18 protein-coding genes and 1 tRNA gene are annotated in these 19,993 nt (G+C 33.0%); 7 read left to right on the top strand and 12 right to left on the bottom strand.

The window, feature by feature from the left end; all coding sequences use genetic code 11:
* Positions 1–200: 200 nt before the first annotated feature.
* A complete protein-coding gene (locus tag ACNQF8_RS13135; RefSeq protein ID WP_417953713.1) occupies positions 201–2,132 on the top strand; it encodes an amino acid permease in 1,932 nt (643 codons plus the stop codon).
* Positions 2,133–2,334: 202 nt separating this feature from the next.
* Here ACNQF8_RS13135 and ACNQF8_RS13130 read toward each other — a convergent pair whose 3' ends face one another.
* Together ACNQF8_RS13130 and ACNQF8_RS13125 are read right to left on the bottom strand one after the other, a co-directional pair.
* Entirely contained in the window at positions 2,335–3,186 is an 852-nt protein-coding gene (locus ACNQF8_RS13130; RefSeq protein WP_417953712.1) for an EamA family transporter, read from the bottom strand.
* 182 nt (positions 3,187–3,368) lie between these two features.
* Positions 3,369–3,442 (bottom strand) — tRNA-Arg (locus tag ACNQF8_RS13125).
* A gap of 102 nt (positions 3,443–3,544) precedes the next feature.
* On the opposite strand from ACNQF8_RS13125, the gene ACNQF8_RS13120 reads away from it, so the two are divergent.
* Positions 3,545–4,057: an adenine phosphoribosyltransferase gene (locus tag ACNQF8_RS13120; RefSeq protein WP_417951539.1), complete on the top strand. Its 513-nt coding sequence runs from the start codon at positions 3,545–3,547 to the stop codon at positions 4,055–4,057.
* Here the strand turns inward: ACNQF8_RS13120 and ACNQF8_RS13115 are convergent.
* The 4 genes from ACNQF8_RS13115 to ACNQF8_RS13100 form a co-directional block, all read right to left on the bottom strand.
* Complete coding sequence (locus ACNQF8_RS13115; RefSeq protein WP_417953711.1) at positions 4,054–4,194, bottom strand: SsrA-binding protein; 141 nt, start codon at positions 4,192–4,194, stop codon at positions 4,054–4,056. The two genes, ACNQF8_RS13120 and ACNQF8_RS13115, sit on opposite strands and share 4 nt — an antisense overlap.
* 78 nt (positions 4,195–4,272) lie before the next feature.
* Positions 4,273–5,952, bottom strand: coding sequence for a M56 family metallopeptidase (locus ACNQF8_RS13110; RefSeq protein WP_417953710.1), 1,680 nt, complete (start codon positions 5,950–5,952; stop codon positions 4,273–4,275).
* 23 nt (positions 5,953–5,975) lie between these two features.
* Positions 5,976–6,344: a BlaI/MecI/CopY family transcriptional regulator gene (locus ACNQF8_RS13105; protein ID WP_417951542.1), complete on the bottom strand. Its 369-nt coding sequence runs from the start codon at positions 6,342–6,344 to the stop codon at positions 5,976–5,978.
* A gap of 146 nt (positions 6,345–6,490) precedes the next feature.
* On the bottom strand, positions 6,491–7,708 hold the full coding sequence (locus ACNQF8_RS13100) for an MDR family MFS transporter (RefSeq protein ID WP_417953709.1): 1,218 nt from the start codon (positions 7,706–7,708) through the stop codon (positions 6,491–6,493).
* Between the two features lie 96 nt (positions 7,709–7,804).
* On the opposite strand from ACNQF8_RS13100, the gene ACNQF8_RS13095 reads away from it, so the two are divergent.
* The 5 genes from ACNQF8_RS13095 (at position 7,805) to ACNQF8_RS13075 (ending at position 11,458) form a co-directional block, all read left to right on the top strand.
* Positions 7,805–8,407 (top strand): DUF1684 domain-containing protein, encoded by a 603-nt coding sequence (locus tag ACNQF8_RS13095; RefSeq protein ID WP_417953708.1) that lies wholly within the window; start codon positions 7,805–7,807, stop codon positions 8,405–8,407.
* Positions 8,407–9,072 carry a TatD family hydrolase gene (locus ACNQF8_RS13090; protein WP_417953707.1) on the top strand — a complete coding sequence of 222 codons (666 nt, stop codon included), beginning with the start codon at positions 8,407–8,409 and terminating at the stop codon, positions 9,070–9,072. Before ACNQF8_RS13095 ends, ACNQF8_RS13090 begins: the two co-directional genes overlap by 1 nt.
* Positions 9,073–9,090: 18 nt before the next feature.
* On the top strand, positions 9,091–9,804 hold the full coding sequence (locus tag ACNQF8_RS13085) for a tRNA threonylcarbamoyladenosine dehydratase (RefSeq protein ID WP_417951546.1): 714 nt from the start codon (positions 9,091–9,093) through the stop codon (positions 9,802–9,804).
* 82 nt (positions 9,805–9,886) lie between these two features.
* Complete coding sequence (locus tag ACNQF8_RS13080; RefSeq protein WP_417951547.1) at positions 9,887–10,561, top strand: HAD family hydrolase; 675 nt, start codon at positions 9,887–9,889, stop codon at positions 10,559–10,561.
* Positions 10,562–10,612: 51 nt separating this feature from the next.
* The gene (locus ACNQF8_RS13075) at positions 10,613–11,458 is read left to right on the top strand and encodes a DUF2911 domain-containing protein (protein WP_315207726.1); all 846 of its coding nucleotides are present in this window, start codon (positions 10,613–10,615) and stop codon (positions 11,456–11,458) included.
* Positions 11,459–11,715: 257 nt separating this feature from the next.
* On the opposite strand, the gene ACNQF8_RS13070 is transcribed toward ACNQF8_RS13075, so the two are convergent.
* From ACNQF8_RS13070 to ACNQF8_RS13045, 6 genes are all read right to left on the bottom strand, one after another.
* Positions 11,716–13,440 carry a sodium:solute symporter family protein gene (locus ACNQF8_RS13070; RefSeq protein ID WP_417953706.1) on the bottom strand — a complete coding sequence of 575 codons (1,725 nt, stop codon included), beginning with the start codon at positions 13,438–13,440 and terminating at the stop codon, positions 11,716–11,718.
* 122 nt (positions 13,441–13,562) lie between these two features.
* Complete coding sequence (locus ACNQF8_RS13065; RefSeq protein WP_417953705.1) at positions 13,563–16,094, bottom strand: PIG-L family deacetylase; 2,532 nt, start codon at positions 16,092–16,094, stop codon at positions 13,563–13,565.
* 140 nt (positions 16,095–16,234) lie between these two features.
* Positions 16,235–16,771, bottom strand: coding sequence for a hypothetical protein (locus ACNQF8_RS13060; protein ID WP_417951550.1), 537 nt, complete (start codon positions 16,769–16,771; stop codon positions 16,235–16,237).
* A gap of 175 nt (positions 16,772–16,946) precedes the next feature.
* The gene (locus ACNQF8_RS13055) at positions 16,947–17,450 is read right to left on the bottom strand and encodes a hypothetical protein (protein ID WP_315207717.1); all 504 of its coding nucleotides are present in this window, start codon (positions 17,448–17,450) and stop codon (positions 16,947–16,949) included.
* Positions 17,451–17,627: 177 nt separating this feature from the next.
* Positions 17,628–17,945 (bottom strand): hypothetical protein, encoded by a 318-nt coding sequence (locus ACNQF8_RS13050; RefSeq protein ID WP_099715266.1) that lies wholly within the window; start codon positions 17,943–17,945, stop codon positions 17,628–17,630.
* A gap of 192 nt (positions 17,946–18,137) precedes the next feature.
* The gene (locus tag ACNQF8_RS13045) at positions 18,138–19,958 is read right to left on the bottom strand and encodes a hypothetical protein (protein WP_417983524.1); all 1,821 of its coding nucleotides are present in this window, start codon (positions 19,956–19,958) and stop codon (positions 18,138–18,140) included.
* Between the last annotated feature and the right edge of the window lie 35 nt (positions 19,959–19,993).

Here is a 19,993-nt window from a genome sequence, read left to right as displayed (position 1 = left end):
AATTGTATTAGATTTGACTTTTTAAAATAATAAAAAAAATCATTTTGTCTTTTTTGAAAAATAATATAAAAAAAAAGCTCGAGAAACTTTATTAGTTCAATTTGTTTTATACTTTTGATTTTTCAAGATAATCTGCATTATTTTTAAGATAAGAGCATATAATTTACAGTATATTAATTTTTAATGATAAAATTTACAATATGGCATTAAAGGGTTTATTCAGAAAGAAAACAGTACAAGATATTTTAAAACAGGTTGAAAAAAGGGATGCAGATGGACATAATGCTTTAGGCAAACATTTGACAGCGCGAGATTTGACAGCCTTTGGTATTGCGGCAATTGTAGGAGCAGGTATTTTTAGTACCATTGGAAAAGCGAGTGCTGATGGAGGTCCTGCAGTTATCTTTCTTTTCTTGTTTACTGCTATAGCATGCAGTTTTGCTGCTTTTGCTTATGCTGAATTCGCCTCGATGGTTCCCGTTTCAGGAAGTGCTTATACGTACTCGTATGTTGCTTTTGGTGAAATTATAGCTTGGATTATTGGTTGGGCATTGATAATGGAATACTCTGTAGGTAATATAACAGTTGCTATATCTTGGAGTGATTATTTTACAGGTTTACTAGAGAGCGGTGGCCTTCATTTGCCTCAATGGGTTCAGATGGATTTCTTATCCGCTTCCAGAGGATTTGATGATGCCACAGCACTAATGCAAGGAGGAAAAGAGTATGCCAACTTAAGTCCTGCTTTGCAAGATGCTTACACGGCATGGACAACTTCACCAGTTATTGGTTCGTTTCATTTTGTAGCAGATCTTCCTGCATTATTAATTATCGTTTTAATCACGGCATTGATTTACCGTGGAATGAAAGAATCCCGAAATGCAAGTAATATCATGGTTGTGGTAAAATTATGTATCGTTCTTTTAGTAATTGCTGTAGGTGTTTTCTATGTAGATACCGCTAATTGGGATCCATTTGCACCTAATGGAGTTACAGGCGTTTTGAAAGGAGTTTCAGCAGTATTTTTTGCTTATATCGGTTTTGATGCTATTTCAACAACAGCTGAAGAATGTAAGGATCCGCAACGTGATTTACCAAGAGGAATGATGTGGGCTATCATTATATGTACTATTTTATATATTGCAATAGCGTTAGTGTTAACAGGAATGGTTAGTTATGACTTATTGAATGTAGGTGATCCATTAGCTTTTGTATTTGAAAAATTAGACCTAAAATGGATGTCGGGAATTATTGCAGTTAGTGCAGTAGTGGCTATGGCCAGTGTTTTACTGGTTTTTCAAATGGGACAACCGCGTATTTGGATGAGTATGAGTCGTGATGGATTGTTGCCAAAGCGTTTCTCAAAAGTACATCCAAAATATAAAACGCCTTCTTACGCGACTATTGTTACTGGTTTTGTGGTTGCTGTTCCAGCTTTGTTTTTGAACTTAACATTGGTTACGGATTTGTGTAGTATTGGAACTTTATTTGCTTTTGTATTGGTTTGTGCTGGAGTTTTGGCTTTGCAAAACAAGACTGATATTCCACGAGGAAAGTTCAAAACACCTTATGTGAATTCAAAATTTATTATGCCGGTTTTGCTTATTATCGGATTGGTATTTGCTTTTGGATACAATAAGAAAGCGACTATGGATTTCATTACCAATGAAACTCAAATCAATAATTCTGCGGATATAATCACATCGTTAAATAAAGAAGAAACTCAAAAAGTATACGACTATTTAGTAACTGTTGATGCTAAAAACAGTACGACTGAAACGCCGGATTTAGAAAATTTGTTAAGCCAATACCAACAAGATGATGCAAAATACGCTACAGTAATTGCTGGCTTGCCAATTGCAGATTCTGTTAAATATGAAAGTGGTTTTGGTTTATTTAAACACAAAATCCCAATGTGGATTTTCCTAATTGTTTTAGTTGGATTAACGGTTTGGTCATACAAAGAAAATTTATCTTTAATTCCATTATTAGGCTTAATTTGTTGTTTGTATATGATGGCAGAGCTTAGCGTTTGGAACTGGATTTATTTTGGGGTTTGGCTTTTAATTGGTTTAGTAATCTATTTTAGCTTTAGTCGTAAAAACAGTAAGTTAAATGGTGTAGAAATTTAAAAATATATATTTATACAATCAACCGTCTCGTTAAAAACGTGACGGTTTTTTTGTGCTTTTTAGTTAACTATTAAAAAGAGGTATTGCTTCCAAAATTAGTTCATTAAGCTCAAGACATATATTGGTTTACTGGCTGTTTGATAGGTTTGCAATATCCTAAAAGAAGATTGATGAATGTGATTTAAGCTTTGTAAATCTTGTTTTAATGTTGTGAGAGTACGATTAAAACAATTGCTATTAAAGCCAGAAACAGCCCTATAAAATTCATTCTACTCAGTTTTTCTTTAAAAATTAAAACACCTACAAGACTACCCATAATAATCACACCCATATTCATACCCGCAAAAACGGTTGAAGGACTTTTTGAAAATTCCTGATGTGCTTTAAGGTAGAAAAGAATATTTCCAAAATTAAAAATACCCACCAAACCCCCAAAAATAATGTTATGGATCTTTACTGTCACTTTTTTGAAAACTACTTCATAAGCAACCACAGTAATCATTATGGTCATCGCTATTCCTAAAATTACAAATAATGAAGTAGTGTAAGGCAAACTGGTATAAGTGGCAATTTGTTTGAAGAGAATATCTATAACTCCAAAGCCAATCAAAACTACCGCTGGATAACCCCATTTATTTTTAGTGTTTTCGGTATTTTTAGTAAGAATAAGCAACAGTGCCGGTATTGCCAATACGAAAGCAGAAATTTTCAGAATACTGAATTGTTCTTTGAAAAGTAGCCAAGCCGCTAGAATAGGAATGAATAAAGAGAGTCGTTGGGCAGTATCGGTTTTTACTATTCCCATGTGTTTAATGGATGCAGCTAAAAAAAGGAAAATAGAAGGTAATGAAATTCCAATAGTTATATAAAGCCACCATGGCGCTGTAGTTTCAACTGTATTTAAATCTGGACTGAATGACACATAGCAAAGCATACATGCAAACACATAATTCCAAGCGACTATTTGGGTGTGGCTAATGGTATATTTACGAGCGACTTTAAATATCACGCCCACGGTCACACTACAAATAATACTTAAGATTAGAAATAACATAGATTTATCTATTTATGCTGTAAAATTACTATTTATATGTTTGGATTGCGTATCTATCATCTGAAAAAGGAATCGTATTTGTTTTTTGACTTACTTTTTTTTAAATTGGCAGTACTAATGGAAATGTAGCAAGAATACTGGGATATAACCATAAAAAAACCCCAACTTTTGTTGGGGTTTTGTGACCTTGACTGGATTCAAACCAGTAACCTCTTGAGCCGTAATCAAGTGCGCTATTCAGTTGCGCCACAAGGCCTTTTTCGCTATTGAAGGGTTTTTTAAAGCGCCTTATTGCGGGTGCAAATATAGGTATAATTGTGTAATTTGCAAGTCTAAATTTATAAAAAAATAAAAAAATATGCTACTAAAGAATTATATACGTGATATTCAGGGATTTCCTAAAGAAGGAATTTTGTTTAAAGACATTACTCCCTTGTTAATTGACCCCGAAGCAAGGAAAAAATGCCTGAATATATTGGTTTCTTCGCTTGCTGATAAAAAAATTGACAAGGTAATAGGAGTGGAAAGTCGAGGGTTTTTCTTTGGAATGTTGATTGCACAAGAATTAAATGTTGGTTTTATTCCGGTTCGAAAACCAAATAAGTTGCCTTACGAAACCATTTCAGCGACGTATGATTTGGAATATGGAACAGATACTTTGGAAATTCATATCGATGCGATTCAAAAAGGAGACCGAATTCTGATTCACGATGATGTTTTGGCAACCGGAGGAACAGCTAAAGCTGTATGTGAATTGGTCGAAAGATTGGGTGGCGAAATCGTACAATGCAATTTCTTGATGGAATTAGCTTTCTTGAATGGAAGGGCGAAAATAAAAGGGAATGAAATTTTTGCAGCTATTACATATTAATCTAATGCACGTGTGGTTACGTAATATCTAAAACCAATAATTGCCATCTGCCATTTCTTGGCTTTAGCCAAATCCAATTGCTGTTTGGTGAAACTAGGTAAAATGACTTTGTTGATTTGTGCCAAGATTTTATACATACAGTTTTGTTTTGGACAAAGATATAAAAAAAGACGGTCTTGATTAGAACCGTCTTTTTTGGATATTTATGGGAGTTATTATTTTTCTTTTTTAGTGATTATTTTAATTGTATTTTTATACGTGTTGGATTTATTCACATCCATTCGTTCAATCATGTCTGGATTTATTTTATCTAATTCCGTTTTGTTTGATTTTATGCCATCAATATAAATTTCAGTTTCATCTGGTACGTCAATCTTTTTTTGGGTAACTATTTTAATAGTACTGGTTGTTTTGGAAGTTTGTTTATTATTGATATTTATGGGGTCAATTTTTTCTAAATTCAATTCGGTCATATTAACTCCGTGTATAAGCACTTTTGAATCATCAGGAATATCGGTTGTTTTATTTTTAACCCATATTGAAATAGTATTGTCGTCTTTTTTAACATCAACTCGCTCAATTACATTCACATCTAATGAATCTAAATCCGCCTGACTTCCTTTTTTACCATTGATGAAAATTTCTTTTTCAGTTACTGATGGTGCATTTGGGGCAATAAGAATATTTTTTTGATTACTAATTGTTTCTTGTGAACCAAAATTTACAGTAAGCATTCCATTATCATTTTTAGATACTATAATTCCAAATTCATTTATGGCCTGAGTTCCTTTTATTTCCATTTTCTGGGCAATTTCTTTTCCCTTTTTTAAATCAACTTTTATAGCGGTCAATTCGTTTTTGGAATTTCTTTTGATTCCGGAAAAAGTAACAATTATGGCATAGTTTTCTTTTAAATTGCTCGATTTTTCTTTTAGCTCCTCATCAGTAGTATTTTTATTTATTTTATATACATCTACTGAATTTTCATTTGTTTTTGAAGGTCCCGTATTAATTTGTTCTGATTTTTTTTCCTGTGCAAAGGTTTCAATTTGAAATAAAAACACAAATGCGACTAATGCCGGAAGAATTAAAATGTACTTCCAGGAATTCGATTTTTTTGATTGATTTTTGTTTAACATAGCGATTCGTTTTTTGATTAATGATTGATAAAAATGATTGGTAATGGCAACACAATTTTGATGTGTTGTTATTTTTAAAAGCGTGAACTGATACGCTTTTTTGTCAGATATTTTTTTGGTAGCTTCGCTGTCAGCAATGAATTCCAAGTTTTGTAAGATTGCTTTTTTATATAACCAAATAAATGGATTGAACCAAAAAAGGATGCAAAAGAGTCTTGAAAGCAATACGTCAACAGTATGATTTTGTTCACTGTGTACTTTTTCGTGTTCCAGAATATTTTCTAATTCGGAACTGCTGTACAAAGACGAATTGTAAACGATAGTATTAAAAAAAGAGAAAGGAGCGAGGTTGTCTTGTAAGTCTATAAATTTAAAATCCGCTTGACGTTTTATTATTTTTCCTTTAAATACTTTTTGTAAACTGTAAAAATCAATACCAAATTTAGTTAATAGATACAATACTCCCATACAATACAACACTGCTAATCCCAGATAAATATATTCTTCTGTATGATCTTCATTTACAGTTGTAGTTATGGGCAATGATGACCAATCATAATTTACAGGAGTAGGTTCAACCCATATTATTTTAGTAAAAATAACCAACGGCAAAAGAACCGAAGTAAATAAACCCATTAACAGAAACCAACGATTGCTGGCAAAAAAGGTTTCTTTTCGCAACATAAAATGGTAAGCCAAATAAAACAGCGCAATTAATCCACAGGATTTCATAAGATAAATATAGAATGCTTCCATAAATAGTGTTGTTACTATAAAGTTTATATTTCCTCTTTTTGATTTTCAATCATGGCTAAAATTTCCCGTAATTCAGCAGCAGAAATTTTTTCTTCTTTGGCAAAATGCGATACCATATTTTTATAGGAACTGTCAAAATAATTATCGATGGCTGTACTCATAAAACGCTTTCTATAATCTTCTAATCTCACGATAGGATAGTACTGGTGCGTGTTTCCAAAAGCATTGTGCGACACAAAACCTTTTTCTTCCAGATTCCGCACAATAGTCGAGAGTGTATTATAATGAGGTTGATCTTCTGTGATTTCTGCCAAGACTTCTTTTACGAATGCTTTTTTTAGCTTCCATAAAATGTGCATTATTTCTTCTTCTTTGTTGGTCAGTTTTTGCATGATTTTTTTATTTGAATCAAACTTACAACTATATTTTTAGTTACACAACTAAAAATATAGTTAATTAACTAAAAAAACAGGTTTAGTACTGATGTCAAACTTATTTTAACACAAAAACATTTTAATCAAGTAAGTAAATTGGGAAACTATTTATTTTCAAGTTTAATTAATTTTTGCAGCCAAATGCAACCAGCTACCGAGAGAATTCCTAAACTTCCCATGACAAACCAATTGGTTTGGTAGCCAAATGCAGCAATAATTTCCAGTCCGGTTTTAGAACTTGCAATGTGTGCTAAGCTGAAACTCATGGTAAACAAAGCCATATAGCGACCTTCATGGCCTTTTGGCGCTCTGCTTAAAGCAAAAGAATTAGAGAAAGGGAAGATGAACATTTCTCCAAAAGTGATAAAAAGAATACTGACAATTAGTATTCCCGCCCAAACATCAATCATTAAAACATAGAAACTAATAGACATTAACAGCGAACCCCAAAGAATAATTTTGAGTTTATCGATATTATTTCTTTGGCTGATACTTACAATTGGCATTTCCAAAAAGAAAATCAACAGTCCATTCAAGGATAACAAAAGTCCGCTTTGAAATTCAGTCAGCCCAAATTTTTCATTGTGGTATAAGGGTAAAGTGGTGAAAAGTTGAAAGAAAAGCATGGCCGTTACAAAGCAGATAAAGAGAAAAATCCAAAATATCTTGTCTTTAAAAACGGAAGCAGGTATTTCGGTTTCACTATTTGCAGAGTCTAAATCGGCTGGTTTTTTACGTTCTTTTACTAATAATGTAAAAATCAAAATAGATACAATGCAAGAACTTCCATCTACCCAAAATAATCCGCTGTAGCCTAAATTCATAATGATTAAACCTCCTAAAGCCGGTCCTGCAGTAAATCCTAAATTTACCGCTAGTCGAACTAAAGTCAATGCTCTGGTACGGTTTTCAGGTTTTGCATACGTGCCCAGAGATACGAACATGGCGGGACGAAACATGTCAGCTACAGTCATAATGACAAACATTCCAATACACAATCCCCAAAATGTTCGGATGTATTGCACTAAAAACAGTAATATTCCGCTGGTGAATAAACTGAAAACCATGATTCTGTAAAAACCTATTTTATCGGATAATTTTCCTCCAAGCCAAGACCCTAGCATAGAACCAAAACCAAAAGCAACCATAATCCATCCTACTTGAGCATAGGAAAAACTCAAATCTTCTTTTAAATATTTGGATAAAAAAGGCAAAACCATCGTACCGGCACGATTAATAAAAGTAATCAGCGTAAGAATCCAAATTTCTCTTGTAAATCCTCTGAAATTATTTATGTAGCGTTGAAAAGCAGTTTTGAGCATATCTAAAGTTATAATTTCACAAAGGTAGAAAACTTTGTACCGATGCGTCTTTGTGTCCTAGTAACTTTTAAACTATTTTTGCATAAAAATAATAATATGAGAACGCTATTCACTTTGTTTATTTTATTACACTTGAATTTAGGCTTTGGCCAAGAAAAATTTGATGTTTCGGCTGTAGCCAAATTCCAAACGGAATTGAACGAAGAATATGCGGATGCAAAGACAAGTCCTTTGACTGCAGAAGATTTAGCGGAATTCAAAACACTTGATTTTTATCCTATTGACGGGAAGTTTTTTGTGACAGCTGCATTTGTCAGAACAGAAAACGAGAAGCCTTTTGAAATGAAAACGTCAACAGACAGAAAACCATTGTATGTAAAATATGGGGAACTTGCTTTTACAATTGACGGTCAGGATTTAAAGCTGAATGTGTACAAGAATATTGAGCTTTCGAAAAAAGAAGAATATAAAGACTATTTATTTTTACCGTTTTCTGATTTAACTTCAGGCAAGGAAAGCTATATTGGCGGGAAATATATCGATTTAAAAATCCCAAAAGGAGATACGATTGTGATTGATTTCAATACATCGTACAATCCATATTGCGCTTATAATCACAAGTATTCTTGTCCAAAAGTTCCTTTGGAAAATGATTTGGATATCGAAATAAAAGCAGGAGTTAAAAAATTTCACGACTAATGGAATTCTTTAATCTGCATACGCATAAATGGACCAATCAGCCCAATGTGTTAGAATTAGTGAATCAATATCCACAGGAATTTGATGCAACAATTCCTTATTATTCCATCGGGATTCATCCGTGGTTTATCGTTGAAGGACGAATAGAATCTGACTTGGCTATAATCGAAAGTAAATTGCAAGAGGTAAATTGTCTCGCTGTTGGCGAATGTGGATTGGACAAGCGCATCGAAGTTCCAATGGAATTGCAACAAATGGTTTTTGACAGACAATTGCTTTTGGCACAAAAATATCAAAAACCGGTTGTGATACATTGTGTCGCGGCTTTTCAGGAATTGATTGCCATTAAGAAAAAATTGAATATTTCAGTTCCAATTTTGATTCATGGATTTTCGAAAAATATACAAGTCGCCAAGCAATTAGTGGACAATGGATTTTATATCTCATTTGGAAAATATTTATTGCTAAATCAGGAACTGGAATCGGTTTTTAAAAGCGTTCCCAATAATCGATTTTTTCTGGAAACAGATACGGTTCAAGAAGGAATTGAAGCAGTTTATGAATTGGCTGCAAAATACAAAGGAGTTTCTGTCAAAGAAATACAGGAAATAGTAAATGCAAATTTTAATGAAGTTTTTGATTTCAAAATTTTTCAAAAACATTAAACTTTAAACAAAAAAACAATGGCAGAGTGGACAGAAAGAGCCGAACTTTTATTCAAAAAAGAAGGTTTAGATAATTTGAAAAATGCAAATGTATTGGTTGTAGGATTGGGTGGTGTTGGTTCTTTTGCAGCCGAATTTTTGGCAAGAGCAGGAGTGGGATCTATGACTATTGTTGATGGTGACGTAGTTGATATTACTAATATAAACCGACAATTACCGGCTTTACATTCGACTGTGGGACAACCTAAGGTGACTGTTGTTGGAGATCGATTGATGGACATTAATCCAGAATTAAAATTGACTCGCGTACAGGAATTTCTTTCGCCGGAACGTGCTTTCGAAATTGTTTCAGAGGAATTTGATTATGTTTTAGATTGTATTGACAGCGTAACTCCAAAGCTAAATTTGATCATTGGTGCCAAACGAAAAAGAGTCAAAATCATAAGCAGTATGGGCGCTGGCGGGAAAATGGAAGCTTCTAAAGTGAAAGTAACGGATATTACCAATACCGTGAATTGTTATTTTGCTAAAACCATCCGAAGACGATTGAAAGAAGTGAAAATTGATAAATTGAAAGTGGTTTTTTCTTCTGAAATTCAGGACGAATCAAGTTTAAAAATGACCGATGGATCCAATTTTAAAAAATCATTTTACGGAACAAACAGTTATATGCCAGGATTATTTGGATTGTATGCTGCAGAAACCGTGATTCGTTATTTACTTAAAAAATAGTGGTCAGAATTAAGTTTCTAATATTCAGTTCTAAATATCTAAGAAGTCTTAAAATCTAAAAAGTCTAATAATCTAAAAAAAAATGATACAAACCGTAATTTTTGACATGGATGGTGTAATTGTCGATACTGAACCCGTACACCGTTATGCTTATTTCAAACAATTCGACGAATTAAATATTACTGTTACAGAAGATATGTATACTTCGTTTACCGGTTTTTCTACTCGAAATACGTTTCAGAAATTGAAAGAGGTTTTTGTGATAGAACAAGAAGTAGAAGATTTAATTCAAAGAAAACGAACTATTTTTAATGATGCTTTTGACAGTAAAGCAGATTTGGAATTATTGCAAGGTGTTGAAAATCTTATTAAAGAATTACACCAAAACGGAATGCAATTGATTCTGGCTTCTTCGGCTTCAAAAGTTACTATTGAACGCGTGTTTAGTAGGTTTAAGTTGCATGAGTATTTTACGCATGTGGTAAGCGGTGAAGATTTCCCTAAATCGAAACCACATCCTGCTATTTTTGAACATGCAGCAAGTTTATCAGTTGCGCCAAAAGAAAATTGTATTGTCATTGAAGACAGCACAAATGGGATAAAAGCGGCGAAAGCAGCTGGGATTTTATGCGTAGGGTATAACAGTGTTCATTCTGAGGCGCAAGATTTATCGGAAGCTGATGTTGTAATTAATCATTTTAACGAATTGGGTTTTGATGCGCTAAAGAATATTGATTCTAAATTAAGGAATAATTAACATTTGAAAGCCACTGAATTTGTAAATTTGGAAATCATAAAAATTTAAAACATGAAAAAAATAATCATTGTATTTGCCATTATTATAGCAAATTTCACCATTGAGGCGCAGGTAAAAACACCTCAATCCAGTCCAAAATCTACCATCATGCAAGCAGTAGGTTTGACAGATGTAGAAATTAATTATTCAAGACCAAGTGCCAGAGGAAGAGCCGTTTTTGGTAATTTGATCCCTTTTGGAAAAGTATGGAGAACTGGCGCTAATGAAAATACAACTGTATCTTTTAGCGACGATGTTGTTATTGATGGAAAAACGTTGAAAAAAGGAAAATATTCTTTGTATACTATTCCAAAAATAGAAAGCTGGGAAATAATTTTTTATAAAACTACTGATAACTGGGGTAATCCAGAAGAGTGGAAAGAAGAAAATGTAGCGCTTAGAGCTGCTGTTAAACCAGAAACTTTAAATAGAAGTGTGGAAACATTTACTATTGGAATCAGTGGTTTAGATAACAATTTTGCTTTTTTAGAAATATATTGGGAGAACTCGTATGCAGCTTTAAAATTTGAAGTGCCTACACAACAAAAAGCAACGGCTAATATCGAGAAAGCATTAGCAGGACCAACTGGTGCTGATTATTTTTCTGCTGCTCAATTTTTATTCCAATCGAATGGTGACAATGCAAAAGCATTGGTTTATGTAAATAAAGCGTTGGATATGTCTAAAGACAAACCATTTTGGTATAACAGATTGAAGTCATTGATTCAAGCTAAACTTGGAGATAAAAAAGGAGCAATCGAAACTGCAAAATTATCTCTTGCAGCAGCTGAAATTGCTAAAAACCAAGACTACGTAAAAATGAATAAAGATAGTATTGCAGAGTGGAGTAAGAACTAATACTCTATCTTTTTTATATAAGAAGATCCCGTCTCTATTTAGAGACGGGATTTTTTTTTGAAATTTTGGACTGGGTAATTTATTAAATGTTTGCATATAGATTATCCATGGGCTCATCATTACTTCGCCAGTTCGCTATTGCCAGTTTCTGCGGAAGAAGAGATTTTTAAATAAGAACTTCTGCAGGAAAAACATAACCGCATATTCACAGATTATCAATATCTAAATCTGTGAATATGCGGTTAATAATTTTTTATTTAGGCTGTTATCGCTCTCTGTTTTCTGAAAATGGTCCACTGCAATAATAACGAAATCACAATTGTAAGCATCGCTCCGATGAAATTTAGCCATAAATAACCCAGTTTTTCTTCTCCGCTTGGAAAGATGTAAATGGCGTAATAGTAAATGATAAAAATAGTAAGCTGACTAATAACGGCGCTGTAGAATATAGCTTTGGATTGGACTTTATGGATATAAAAACCAACTAAAAAGATTCCTAATACAGTTCCGTAAAAGATGGATCCAATGATATTTACCAACTGAATTAAATTTTCAAACAGCGTCCCGATGCAGGCAAAAAGGATCGCAATAATTCCCCATAATAAGGTAAAGAATTTAGTGGCATACAGATAATGACGTTCTGATTTTTCTTCTTTTACATTTCGTTTGTAAATATCAATTGCTGTAGTAGATGCTAATGCATTCAGCCCGGAAGCGGTCGATGACATGGCCGCTGAAATGATAACGGCTAACAATAATCCAATAAGTCCTCGAGGTAAATAATTTAATATAAAGTGAAAAAACACATAATCTTTGTCATTAGTTTCACTGTTACTGTCGGCTTTTAGGATTATTTCTTTGGCTCGATCTCTTAAATCTTTTTCTTTATTAGACAAAGCCACTAATTCTTTTCGAAGGATTGGATTGTCATAATCCTGATTCAGCTGATCGATGTACAACAAGTTAATTACTTTTTTATCTTCGGACAAATCGTCTAGTTTTTGCTCCAAAGCATGGTATTCGCCTTTGTAAGCCGATTTTTCAATCAAGGCTTTGTTGTTTGGATTAAAATTTAACGGAACAGGATTAAATTGAAAAAAAACAAAAACCATAACTCCGGTCAATAAAATAAAGAACTGCATAGGAACTTTTAAAAGTCCATTCATAATCAGTCCCATTTGGCTTTCACGAACTGATTTTCCTGATAAATAACGTCCTACCTGCGATTGGTCGGTTCCGAAATAGGCTAATGCAAGGAAAAAACCTCCTGTGATTCCGCTCCAAAATGTATATTTTTCTTCTGGGTCAAAAGAGAAATTAACAATATTCATTTTGTCATTTGCTCCAGCAATATGCAGCGCACTGGTAAATGTCATATCATTAGGAAGATAATGTAATATCAGAAAAAAGGTGATAAACATTCCCGACATGATCACAAACATCTGCTGTTTTTGAGTTACGTTCACCGCTTTTGTTCCACCTGAAAAGGTATAAATGATAACTAATACTCCAATAATAATATTCATGTAAGTAAGATTCCAACCCAATATTGCCGACAAAATAATCGCCGGAGCGTATATAGTCAATCCAGTTCCAAGACCTCTTTGAAACAAAAACAAAATAGCTGCAAGGGAACGCGTTTTTAAATCAAATCTTTTTTCGAGATACTCATAAGCGGTATATACTTTGTATTTGTGGTATAAAGGGATAAATGTGACACATATTACTACCATAGCAATTGGCAGTCCAAAGTAGAACTGTACAAAACCCATTCCGTCGTGATACGCTTGTCCGGGAGTAGAAAGAAATGTAATGGCACTCGCTTGAGTTGCCATCACGGAAAGCCCTACAACATGCCAAGGAGTTTCATTGCTTCCTAGAATAAAGTCTTCTACATTTTTACTTCCTTTGGTTTTCCACGCGCCATAAATTACAATGAAAAGTAATGTAAAAATGAGTATAATCCAGTCAAATAATTGCATAATTTAAGCGTATAATTTCATGATGAGACAAAAGATCAAGATGTAAATAGCGTTGGCTACAAGCACCCAAGTATAGTTTTTCTTCCAGGTTTTTATTTTTTTTGTTTCCATTTTAGACTGGTTTAGTTTTTGATTTTTTGTGGAGGAACGGTTTCGGATGATTTCAATGAGATGATATTTGAAATTAATTTATACGCACCAGTAACACCCTCAGGTAATTCTCTAAAAAAGCTTAATCCCGTATAAATATAGTGCCCTTTTCCGTAAGGAGCAATCAGCAAAGCGCCATTTTTAGGTGTTTCTCCTTTATCATTTGAAGATAGAATAGGAGTGAAGGCTTTGTCGTACTCACTTGGATAATACAACCCTTGTTCTTGTTTCCAACCTTGAAAATCTTTGCTTGTAATTTTGTTCGGATAATTCAAAACGGGATGGTTTGGTGCTAAAAATCGAACTTCGGCATCTTCTTCGGTTACACGGTCGCGGGACAATTTCAATGGATAAGGCGCGATATTTTCAGTTATAAGATCACCCGCAGTATTGTACTGAACGAGCATTGTTTTTCCGCCTTTTACAAAGTCAAAAAGTATCGTTTGTTTATTTGCTAACGCTGTAACGGTATTGTAAGCACGAACACCAGTCATTACTACATCAAAGTTTTCTAATTTCTCGGGTGTTATTTCTTCGGGTTTAAGCAGCGTAACAGTGTATCCCAATTGCGTCAGACTGCTTGGAACTTCATCTCCAGCACCCATAATATATGCAATCCTCTCTTCGTTGGTTTTTAAATCTGTTTTGATGCATTTTGCTTCAGCTGATTTTAAAACTTGCTGTTTAGTGATGTGGTCATAATTAATGATAATTTGTTCTTTGTCAAATCGTTTATTGTCAATTATCGCCACGCTTTTAGCTACAGCTTCTTCGGATTTATTTGGCGCAGTTACTTCAAAATAAACAATTTGTTCCGTTCCCTTTTTAAGTATATTGAAAGGAATGGATTTAGGTGAAACATTCCAACTTTGAGGCAGTTCCAGTTGTAGATTTCCTTTCACGGAATCTTTACCCGCTTTGATTTTTACGCCTACGTATTTTATTTTTGTATCTTTAAAAAGCAATACTTTGTCTACAATTGAAGTGGTAACCTCAGGAACGATGTCGAGATAATTATACACTTCTCCTTTTACATCATCATTGTATTTATAAACTATAGTTCGCTCAAACGGGATTTCGATTCCGTTGATTTGAACGTTAAAAACTACTTTAGCTTCTCGAATAATATCTGGAATTCCTATGTTTTGTTGTTGGTTTACGTCATACATACCAACAGTTCCATTTTCTCTTAACCAATAGGGTTGTGTGTAGTTAATTGATTCTGGTAATTTTAAATCTAAGTTGATATTATTAAGAATATTATTTTTTAACTCGCGATTTTGAAGTGTATTTGTTTTTTCTGGTAAAGTGGTCACGCTCATTAATTGTATTGGCGCTGAACTTCTGTTAATGGCTTCAAGTTTCAGTTTAACAGTGCTTCCGGGAGTTGCTTCCTGATTTTGGGCAACGGCCTCAAGATACAAACCGGAACAGGCTGCTATAATTTCTTTAATAGCTTCGGATTTTAGTGGTGCCCAATGATTTTCGTCCAATGCTTTCATCATAGTGTAGGCTTTTGCCAAATTTGGAATACTTGCCGAAGGATTATTATGGTCGAATTCATTGGCAATAACACTCAATAAATCTCCAATGGCTTTTCCTCCTTTTACACGGTTCCAAGAAGTATCAATTCCTTCAAAAAGAGATTTTTTTTCTTTTAAAGCACTTCCATTTATAAACTCTAAATATTCTGTTTCTTCGCCACGCGCACCAGTGCTTCCAAAACCTTGTGATTGATGACGGCTGCGACTTAATGCGGCTATTTCCTGATTTGATTTTCCTAATCCAGCATAATAAACTCCTGTTTGCAACGCAATTAAATTCGTTTTATCGGCAGCATTAAATTTTTCGATAGTTCCATAAAACCACCAAGAAGTATTAAAAAACTGGCGTTTGGCTTGCCAAGGTTTTACAAATTGCAATTGTTCCGGAAAAATAGTTGGGTTATTGGCTAGTTCAAAACTTTCTACGCTCAACATTGCCGATGATGTATGATGACCGTGTGTGGTTCCTGGAGATCGATGATCAAATCGGTTTACAATTACATCTGGTTGAAATTTTCTGATGGCCCAAATAACGTCAGCCAATACTTTTTCTTTATCCCAAATGGCTAATGTTTCTGTTGGATTTTTGGAAAATCCAAAATCATTGGCACGGGAAAAAAACTGTTCTCCGCCATCAATTTTTCTAGCTTCAATAAGTTCTTGCGTTCTTATGACTCCTAATAATTCGCGTAATTGTGTACCTATTAAGTTTTGACCACCATCACCGCGTGTCAAAGATAAATAGCCAGTTCTTGCTTTTTGTTCATTGGACAAGTAAGAAATTAATCGAGTATTTTCATCATCGGGATGTGCTGCTATATAAAGGACAGAACCTAGGAAATTAAGCTTTTGGATTTGATTGTAAATTTCAACAGAATTTGGTTTTTGGGGTTGTTGTGCATTTGTTATTTGGCAACATAAAAGAAATATTAGAATAGCTGATACGTATTTTTTTTGCATTTTTTAAAATTTGATTTGCAGTAACTTCAAATGTAGGAATTAAATAATTTCTTGTGAAATGTTTTGGGTTTTCTTTAATAATAAAAAAAAAGAGAGAAAACCAATTTAGGTTCTCTCTCTCTTTTTAAACAAACAGGTGATTAATCTCTATCTCGTCCGTTTCCATTTCCACGACCATTTCCATGTCCGTTGCCGTTATTTCTATTATCGTGTTTTCTGTATTCTCTGTGATTATCATTATCATATCTTCTATGATTGTCATTATCTCTTTGCTTTACATATACTCTACGGTTATTGTTATAGCCTATATTTCTTTGTTCTCTTCCATGATATCCTCTGTAATATTTTACTTTATGATTCTTAAAGTTGCTATATGGTCTCGAACCATGATAATCGTTTAATACTACTTTGTACCCACCATATAAATCATAGTTTCTATATTGATTTGGTAGGTATCTTGAACGTATCCATCTTCCTCCACCAAAATAAATGAACTGTGTTGCTCTTACATCATAATAAGCTTCTACATCCGGCAAATAGTAATATTCTGCTTCTGCATATCCTACTGGTCCCCATGATGGAGCTCTACCAATATTTACATTAACTGAAACTTGTGCTTGTATTGTGCTTGATGCAAAAAGTATAATTCCTAAGGCGATTAGTTTTAATGTTCTCATTTTTTCAAATATTTAATTAGTAATAATTTTTTTGTAATAGCTCGTTTTGCGTTGCTTTTTAATTAAAGCCAACAACTGTGCCAAAATTAAAATGTTAACATTTAAATAAGGTATAGGGCTAAAAAAAGAGAGCCTCATTGCTTAGACTCTCTTTATAAATTATATGAAATCAGTATTAATGTTTTCCATTTCCATTCCCATGGCCATTATTTCCTTTTCCACCTTTATTTCCATTTCCTTTATTTGCATTGCCATTATTGCCATTGCTTTTGTATACTTTGTTATTACTACTACGATTGGAACCTATTGATTTTTGAGGTTTACCTTTGTATCCTTTGTAATATTTTACTTTATGGGTATTAAAGTTATTGTATGGGCTTGAACCATGGTAATCGTTTAGGACTACTTTATAACCATTGTATAAGTTATAGTTTCTGTATTGATTAGGAAGGTTTCTTGAACGAATCCATTTTCCTCCACCAAAATAAATAAACTGTGTAGCTCTGATATCATAATAAGCTTGAATATCTGGTAAATAATAGTAATCTACAGAGGAGTAACCAACTGGACCCCATGCTGGTGGACTACCTATATTTACATTTACTGAAACCTGTGCTTGCATCGTATTTGCCGATGCAAAAAGTATAATTCCTGCGATGATTAATTTTAATGTTTTCATTTTTCAAAATTTTAATTAGTAATTAATACCTAGTAATTTTAGTTACTGTATTATCTCTTTTTATAATAAAGCCAACAACTGTGCCAATATCAAATAATTAACAATTAATTGTGTTATTTTACTTCATAAAAAAAGGAAACGAATTTTCGTTTCCTTTTTCTACAGTTATAAATTTATTTACAATAAAAGTATCAATAAAAGGATAACTATTATAATTGCACCTACAGATAGATATACACCATTTCCCGTAGATTTTAATTCTGCTTTAATAGCACGAACTTCTTTACGTAGTTCTTTTTTTTCTGAAGAATTCAAAGAAGATTTATCCATTGCTTTTATTTCGTCAAGACGATTAAGCAACACTTTAACTTCTGCAGGAACTTCTTTTGGGTTGTTTGAAACCGAAGTTGGGTTTTTTTCTGCAGCTAACATTTGGGTTGGAACAACACTTAATGACAATACCATCATCATTAAATAAAAGGTAACTTTTTTCATTTTTTTTAGGGTTTTAGTTATTAACTTAATTATACTATAAAAGTAAGCAATAGTAACAGATGTAATCTTATATAATTATAATATTAAATTATATAATTTACACTATTGGATTATGAATGCTGATGTAATGTTTTTAAAATTAGAGGTTTAAAATAGTTTTGATCGAAGCCGAGATTACTTAATGTAGCTTTATTACTTAAAAATCACAGTACGTGGCTTGCCTAGCTCAAAATCCTGAAAACCAAAATCAGTGGTTTCAAAAGAGTTGGTTTTGAAAATATTTTCGCCATTACCAGGTATGGATGGATAATAGGAAAGTGAAATTTGGAAAGAACTAAATACTAAAAAATCATTATTTATTATTAATCCAATCCCAATTTTAGAATATGCTTTATTTTCCAATAATCCTTTTTCAGGATTTCCCATCATCGCAACAGAATAGTTAAAATAAGGATTTAATCGAAATCCCCAAAGATTCCAAGGTGCATACGCTTGAGTTTGTAAAGTCAGTATTGCTTTTTCGGTACCATAATAAGCACTATTAAATCCTTTAATACCGTAATTTTCATTAATATTAAGTTGATCGCCAATAACGTTTACGCGATTAGAACCAATAATTAGTTGTGGTTTGATAAACTGTCGCAATTTCCATTTTCCAAGACTAATCAAGTTCGTAAAGTAATTGGCTTGAAAAGAAAAAGCATTCTGTTTCGTATTTGATTTTTCTAAAAAAGTACCCAACTCAAAATTGGCACTTAGAAATCCCCATTTATAAAAATTTCCAAATGATGCCTGTGCTCCTAAATAGTAGCGACCTTGATTGTTTTTATGTTGATAGCCAGAAGTTATTCCAAATATTTTTCCAATGGGTACATCTTCAATAATTCCGTTCTTGAAAATATAGCTGTCTTGAACGAACTTACGGGAGGTGATACCAATTCCTATAAGTGAAAATTTTTCATCAGAATAAAAATCATTGGGATCGTAATCAATTGTTGGACTTTCTAAGTATTTTACATTTAAAAACCGACCGGCAACGACTAAATTTGTAGTTCTGTCACTCTCAGTATTACTTTTAAAAATCCTAAAGGCACGACCAAACCATAAATCCTGTGAGTTGTATTTGAAATTTTGGTAAGCAAATGCTGCATTACTATCAGGAAGTGTATCTTTTCTAAACTGTTTGTCAAAATAGATTCCGCCAGCCCATTTTGTAAATGGAGAATAAAATAATCGTTCAATATTAATGCTTTTACCATAATAATCATCTAAGTCAATACGATAATTTACAGTAGTTTTAATAAATGTATTTTTGAAGTTGGGAATAGTGTACGCAACGCGATAAGCATTTTTACCATCACTGAATCTGTTTCTGAATTCATTATTAAATTCATGACCAGAACCCAAAATATTTCGATCATTCAGTTCAAAATTACTGCCAGAACCTGATATTGAACCTTTAGGAATAATACTCCACGAATCTAAAACCCGAATGTAAATATCTACGGAATCCTTATTGTTTTTAATCAATTGCGGAGATACATCAACGCGACTGATATAGCGCTGTGTTCTTATTAAACGTTCTGACTCTTTTACTAATAAGGAATCTAAAGGCTTGTTTTTTTTAATAAGCAATAAATTCTTAATTGCAAGTCTGTTCGTTTTAATGTGAATTCTGTTTCCGGTTCGTTCAGCCCAATTTCGAGCTTTTTTTGTAGTGTCAATTTCTGAATAACCAAATGGGTCTAAAGTAACAATATTGATGTTTCGGATAATTTTTCCTTCAAAATTTTTGAATTTTTTTAGAACTACTTTTTTCTTTTTTCTTTTTACGTTAACAGGTCTGAAAACTAATTTATGAAGGAGTTTGGTAAATTTGTTTTTCTTGGAATAGGTCTGGATTTGTTTATACACTTCTGAAGAATCTTTTCCCTTTTTGTCTACTTGAGAAAAAGAAATCTGATAACAGCAGAAAATCAAAATTAGTAGAACCAGTCTTTGTTTTTTAAACATGATAAAAAATAATAATTTTAAACATTGTTAACGAA

The organism is Flavobacterium labens (assembly GCF_048286755.1).
In the GTDB taxonomy this organism is placed as follows: domain Bacteria; phylum Bacteroidota; class Bacteroidia; order Flavobacteriales; family Flavobacteriaceae; genus Flavobacterium.
The sequence above is the reverse complement of the archived record's forward strand: the minus strand, read 5'-3'. Positions and strand labels throughout refer to the sequence as shown.

Bases quoted from the DNA above. Each gene is read 5' to 3' on its own strand.
- ACNQF8_RS13135 (WP_417953713.1), top strand. From the start codon at position 201: ATGGCATTAAAGGGTTTATTCAGAAAGAAAACAGTACAAGATATTTTA.
- ACNQF8_RS13130 (WP_417953712.1), bottom strand. From the start codon at position 3,186: ATGTTATTTCTAATCTTAAGTATTATTTGTAGTGTGACCGTGGGCGTG.
- ACNQF8_RS13120 (WP_417951539.1), top strand. From the start codon at position 3,545: ATGCTACTAAAGAATTATATACGTGATATTCAGGGATTTCCTAAAGAA.
- ACNQF8_RS13115 (WP_417953711.1), bottom strand. From the start codon at position 4,194: ATGTATAAAATCTTGGCACAAATCAACAAAGTCATTTTACCTAGTTTC.
- ACNQF8_RS13110 (WP_417953710.1), bottom strand. From the start codon at position 5,952: ATGGAAGCATTCTATATTTATCTTATGAAATCCTGTGGATTAATTGCG.
- ACNQF8_RS13105 (WP_417951542.1), bottom strand. From the start codon at position 6,344: ATGCAAAAACTGACCAACAAAGAAGAAGAAATAATGCACATTTTATGG.
- ACNQF8_RS13100 (WP_417953709.1), bottom strand. From the start codon at position 7,708: ATGCTCAAAACTGCTTTTCAACGCTACATAAATAATTTCAGAGGATTT.
- ACNQF8_RS13095 (WP_417953708.1), top strand. From the start codon at position 7,805: ATGAGAACGCTATTCACTTTGTTTATTTTATTACACTTGAATTTAGGC.
- ACNQF8_RS13090 (WP_417953707.1), top strand. From the start codon at position 8,407: ATGGAATTCTTTAATCTGCATACGCATAAATGGACCAATCAGCCCAAT.
- ACNQF8_RS13085 (WP_417951546.1), top strand. From the start codon at position 9,091: ATGGCAGAGTGGACAGAAAGAGCCGAACTTTTATTCAAAAAAGAAGGT.
- ACNQF8_RS13080 (WP_417951547.1), top strand. From the start codon at position 9,887: ATGATACAAACCGTAATTTTTGACATGGATGGTGTAATTGTCGATACT.
- ACNQF8_RS13075 (WP_315207726.1), top strand. From the start codon at position 10,613: ATGAAAAAAATAATCATTGTATTTGCCATTATTATAGCAAATTTCACC.
- ACNQF8_RS13070 (WP_417953706.1), bottom strand. From the start codon at position 13,440: ATGCAATTATTTGACTGGATTATACTCATTTTTACATTACTTTTCATT.
- ACNQF8_RS13065 (WP_417953705.1), bottom strand. From the start codon at position 16,094: ATGCAAAAAAAATACGTATCAGCTATTCTAATATTTCTTTTATGTTGC.
- ACNQF8_RS13060 (WP_417951550.1), bottom strand. From the start codon at position 16,771: ATGAGAACATTAAAACTAATCGCCTTAGGAATTATACTTTTTGCATCA.
- ACNQF8_RS13055 (WP_315207717.1), bottom strand. From the start codon at position 17,450: ATGAAAACATTAAAATTAATCATCGCAGGAATTATACTTTTTGCATCG.
- ACNQF8_RS13050 (WP_099715266.1), bottom strand. From the start codon at position 17,945: ATGAAAAAAGTTACCTTTTATTTAATGATGATGGTATTGTCATTAAGT.
- ACNQF8_RS13045 (WP_417983524.1), bottom strand. From the start codon at position 19,958: ATGTTTAAAAAACAAAGACTGGTTCTACTAATTTTGATTTTCTGCTGT.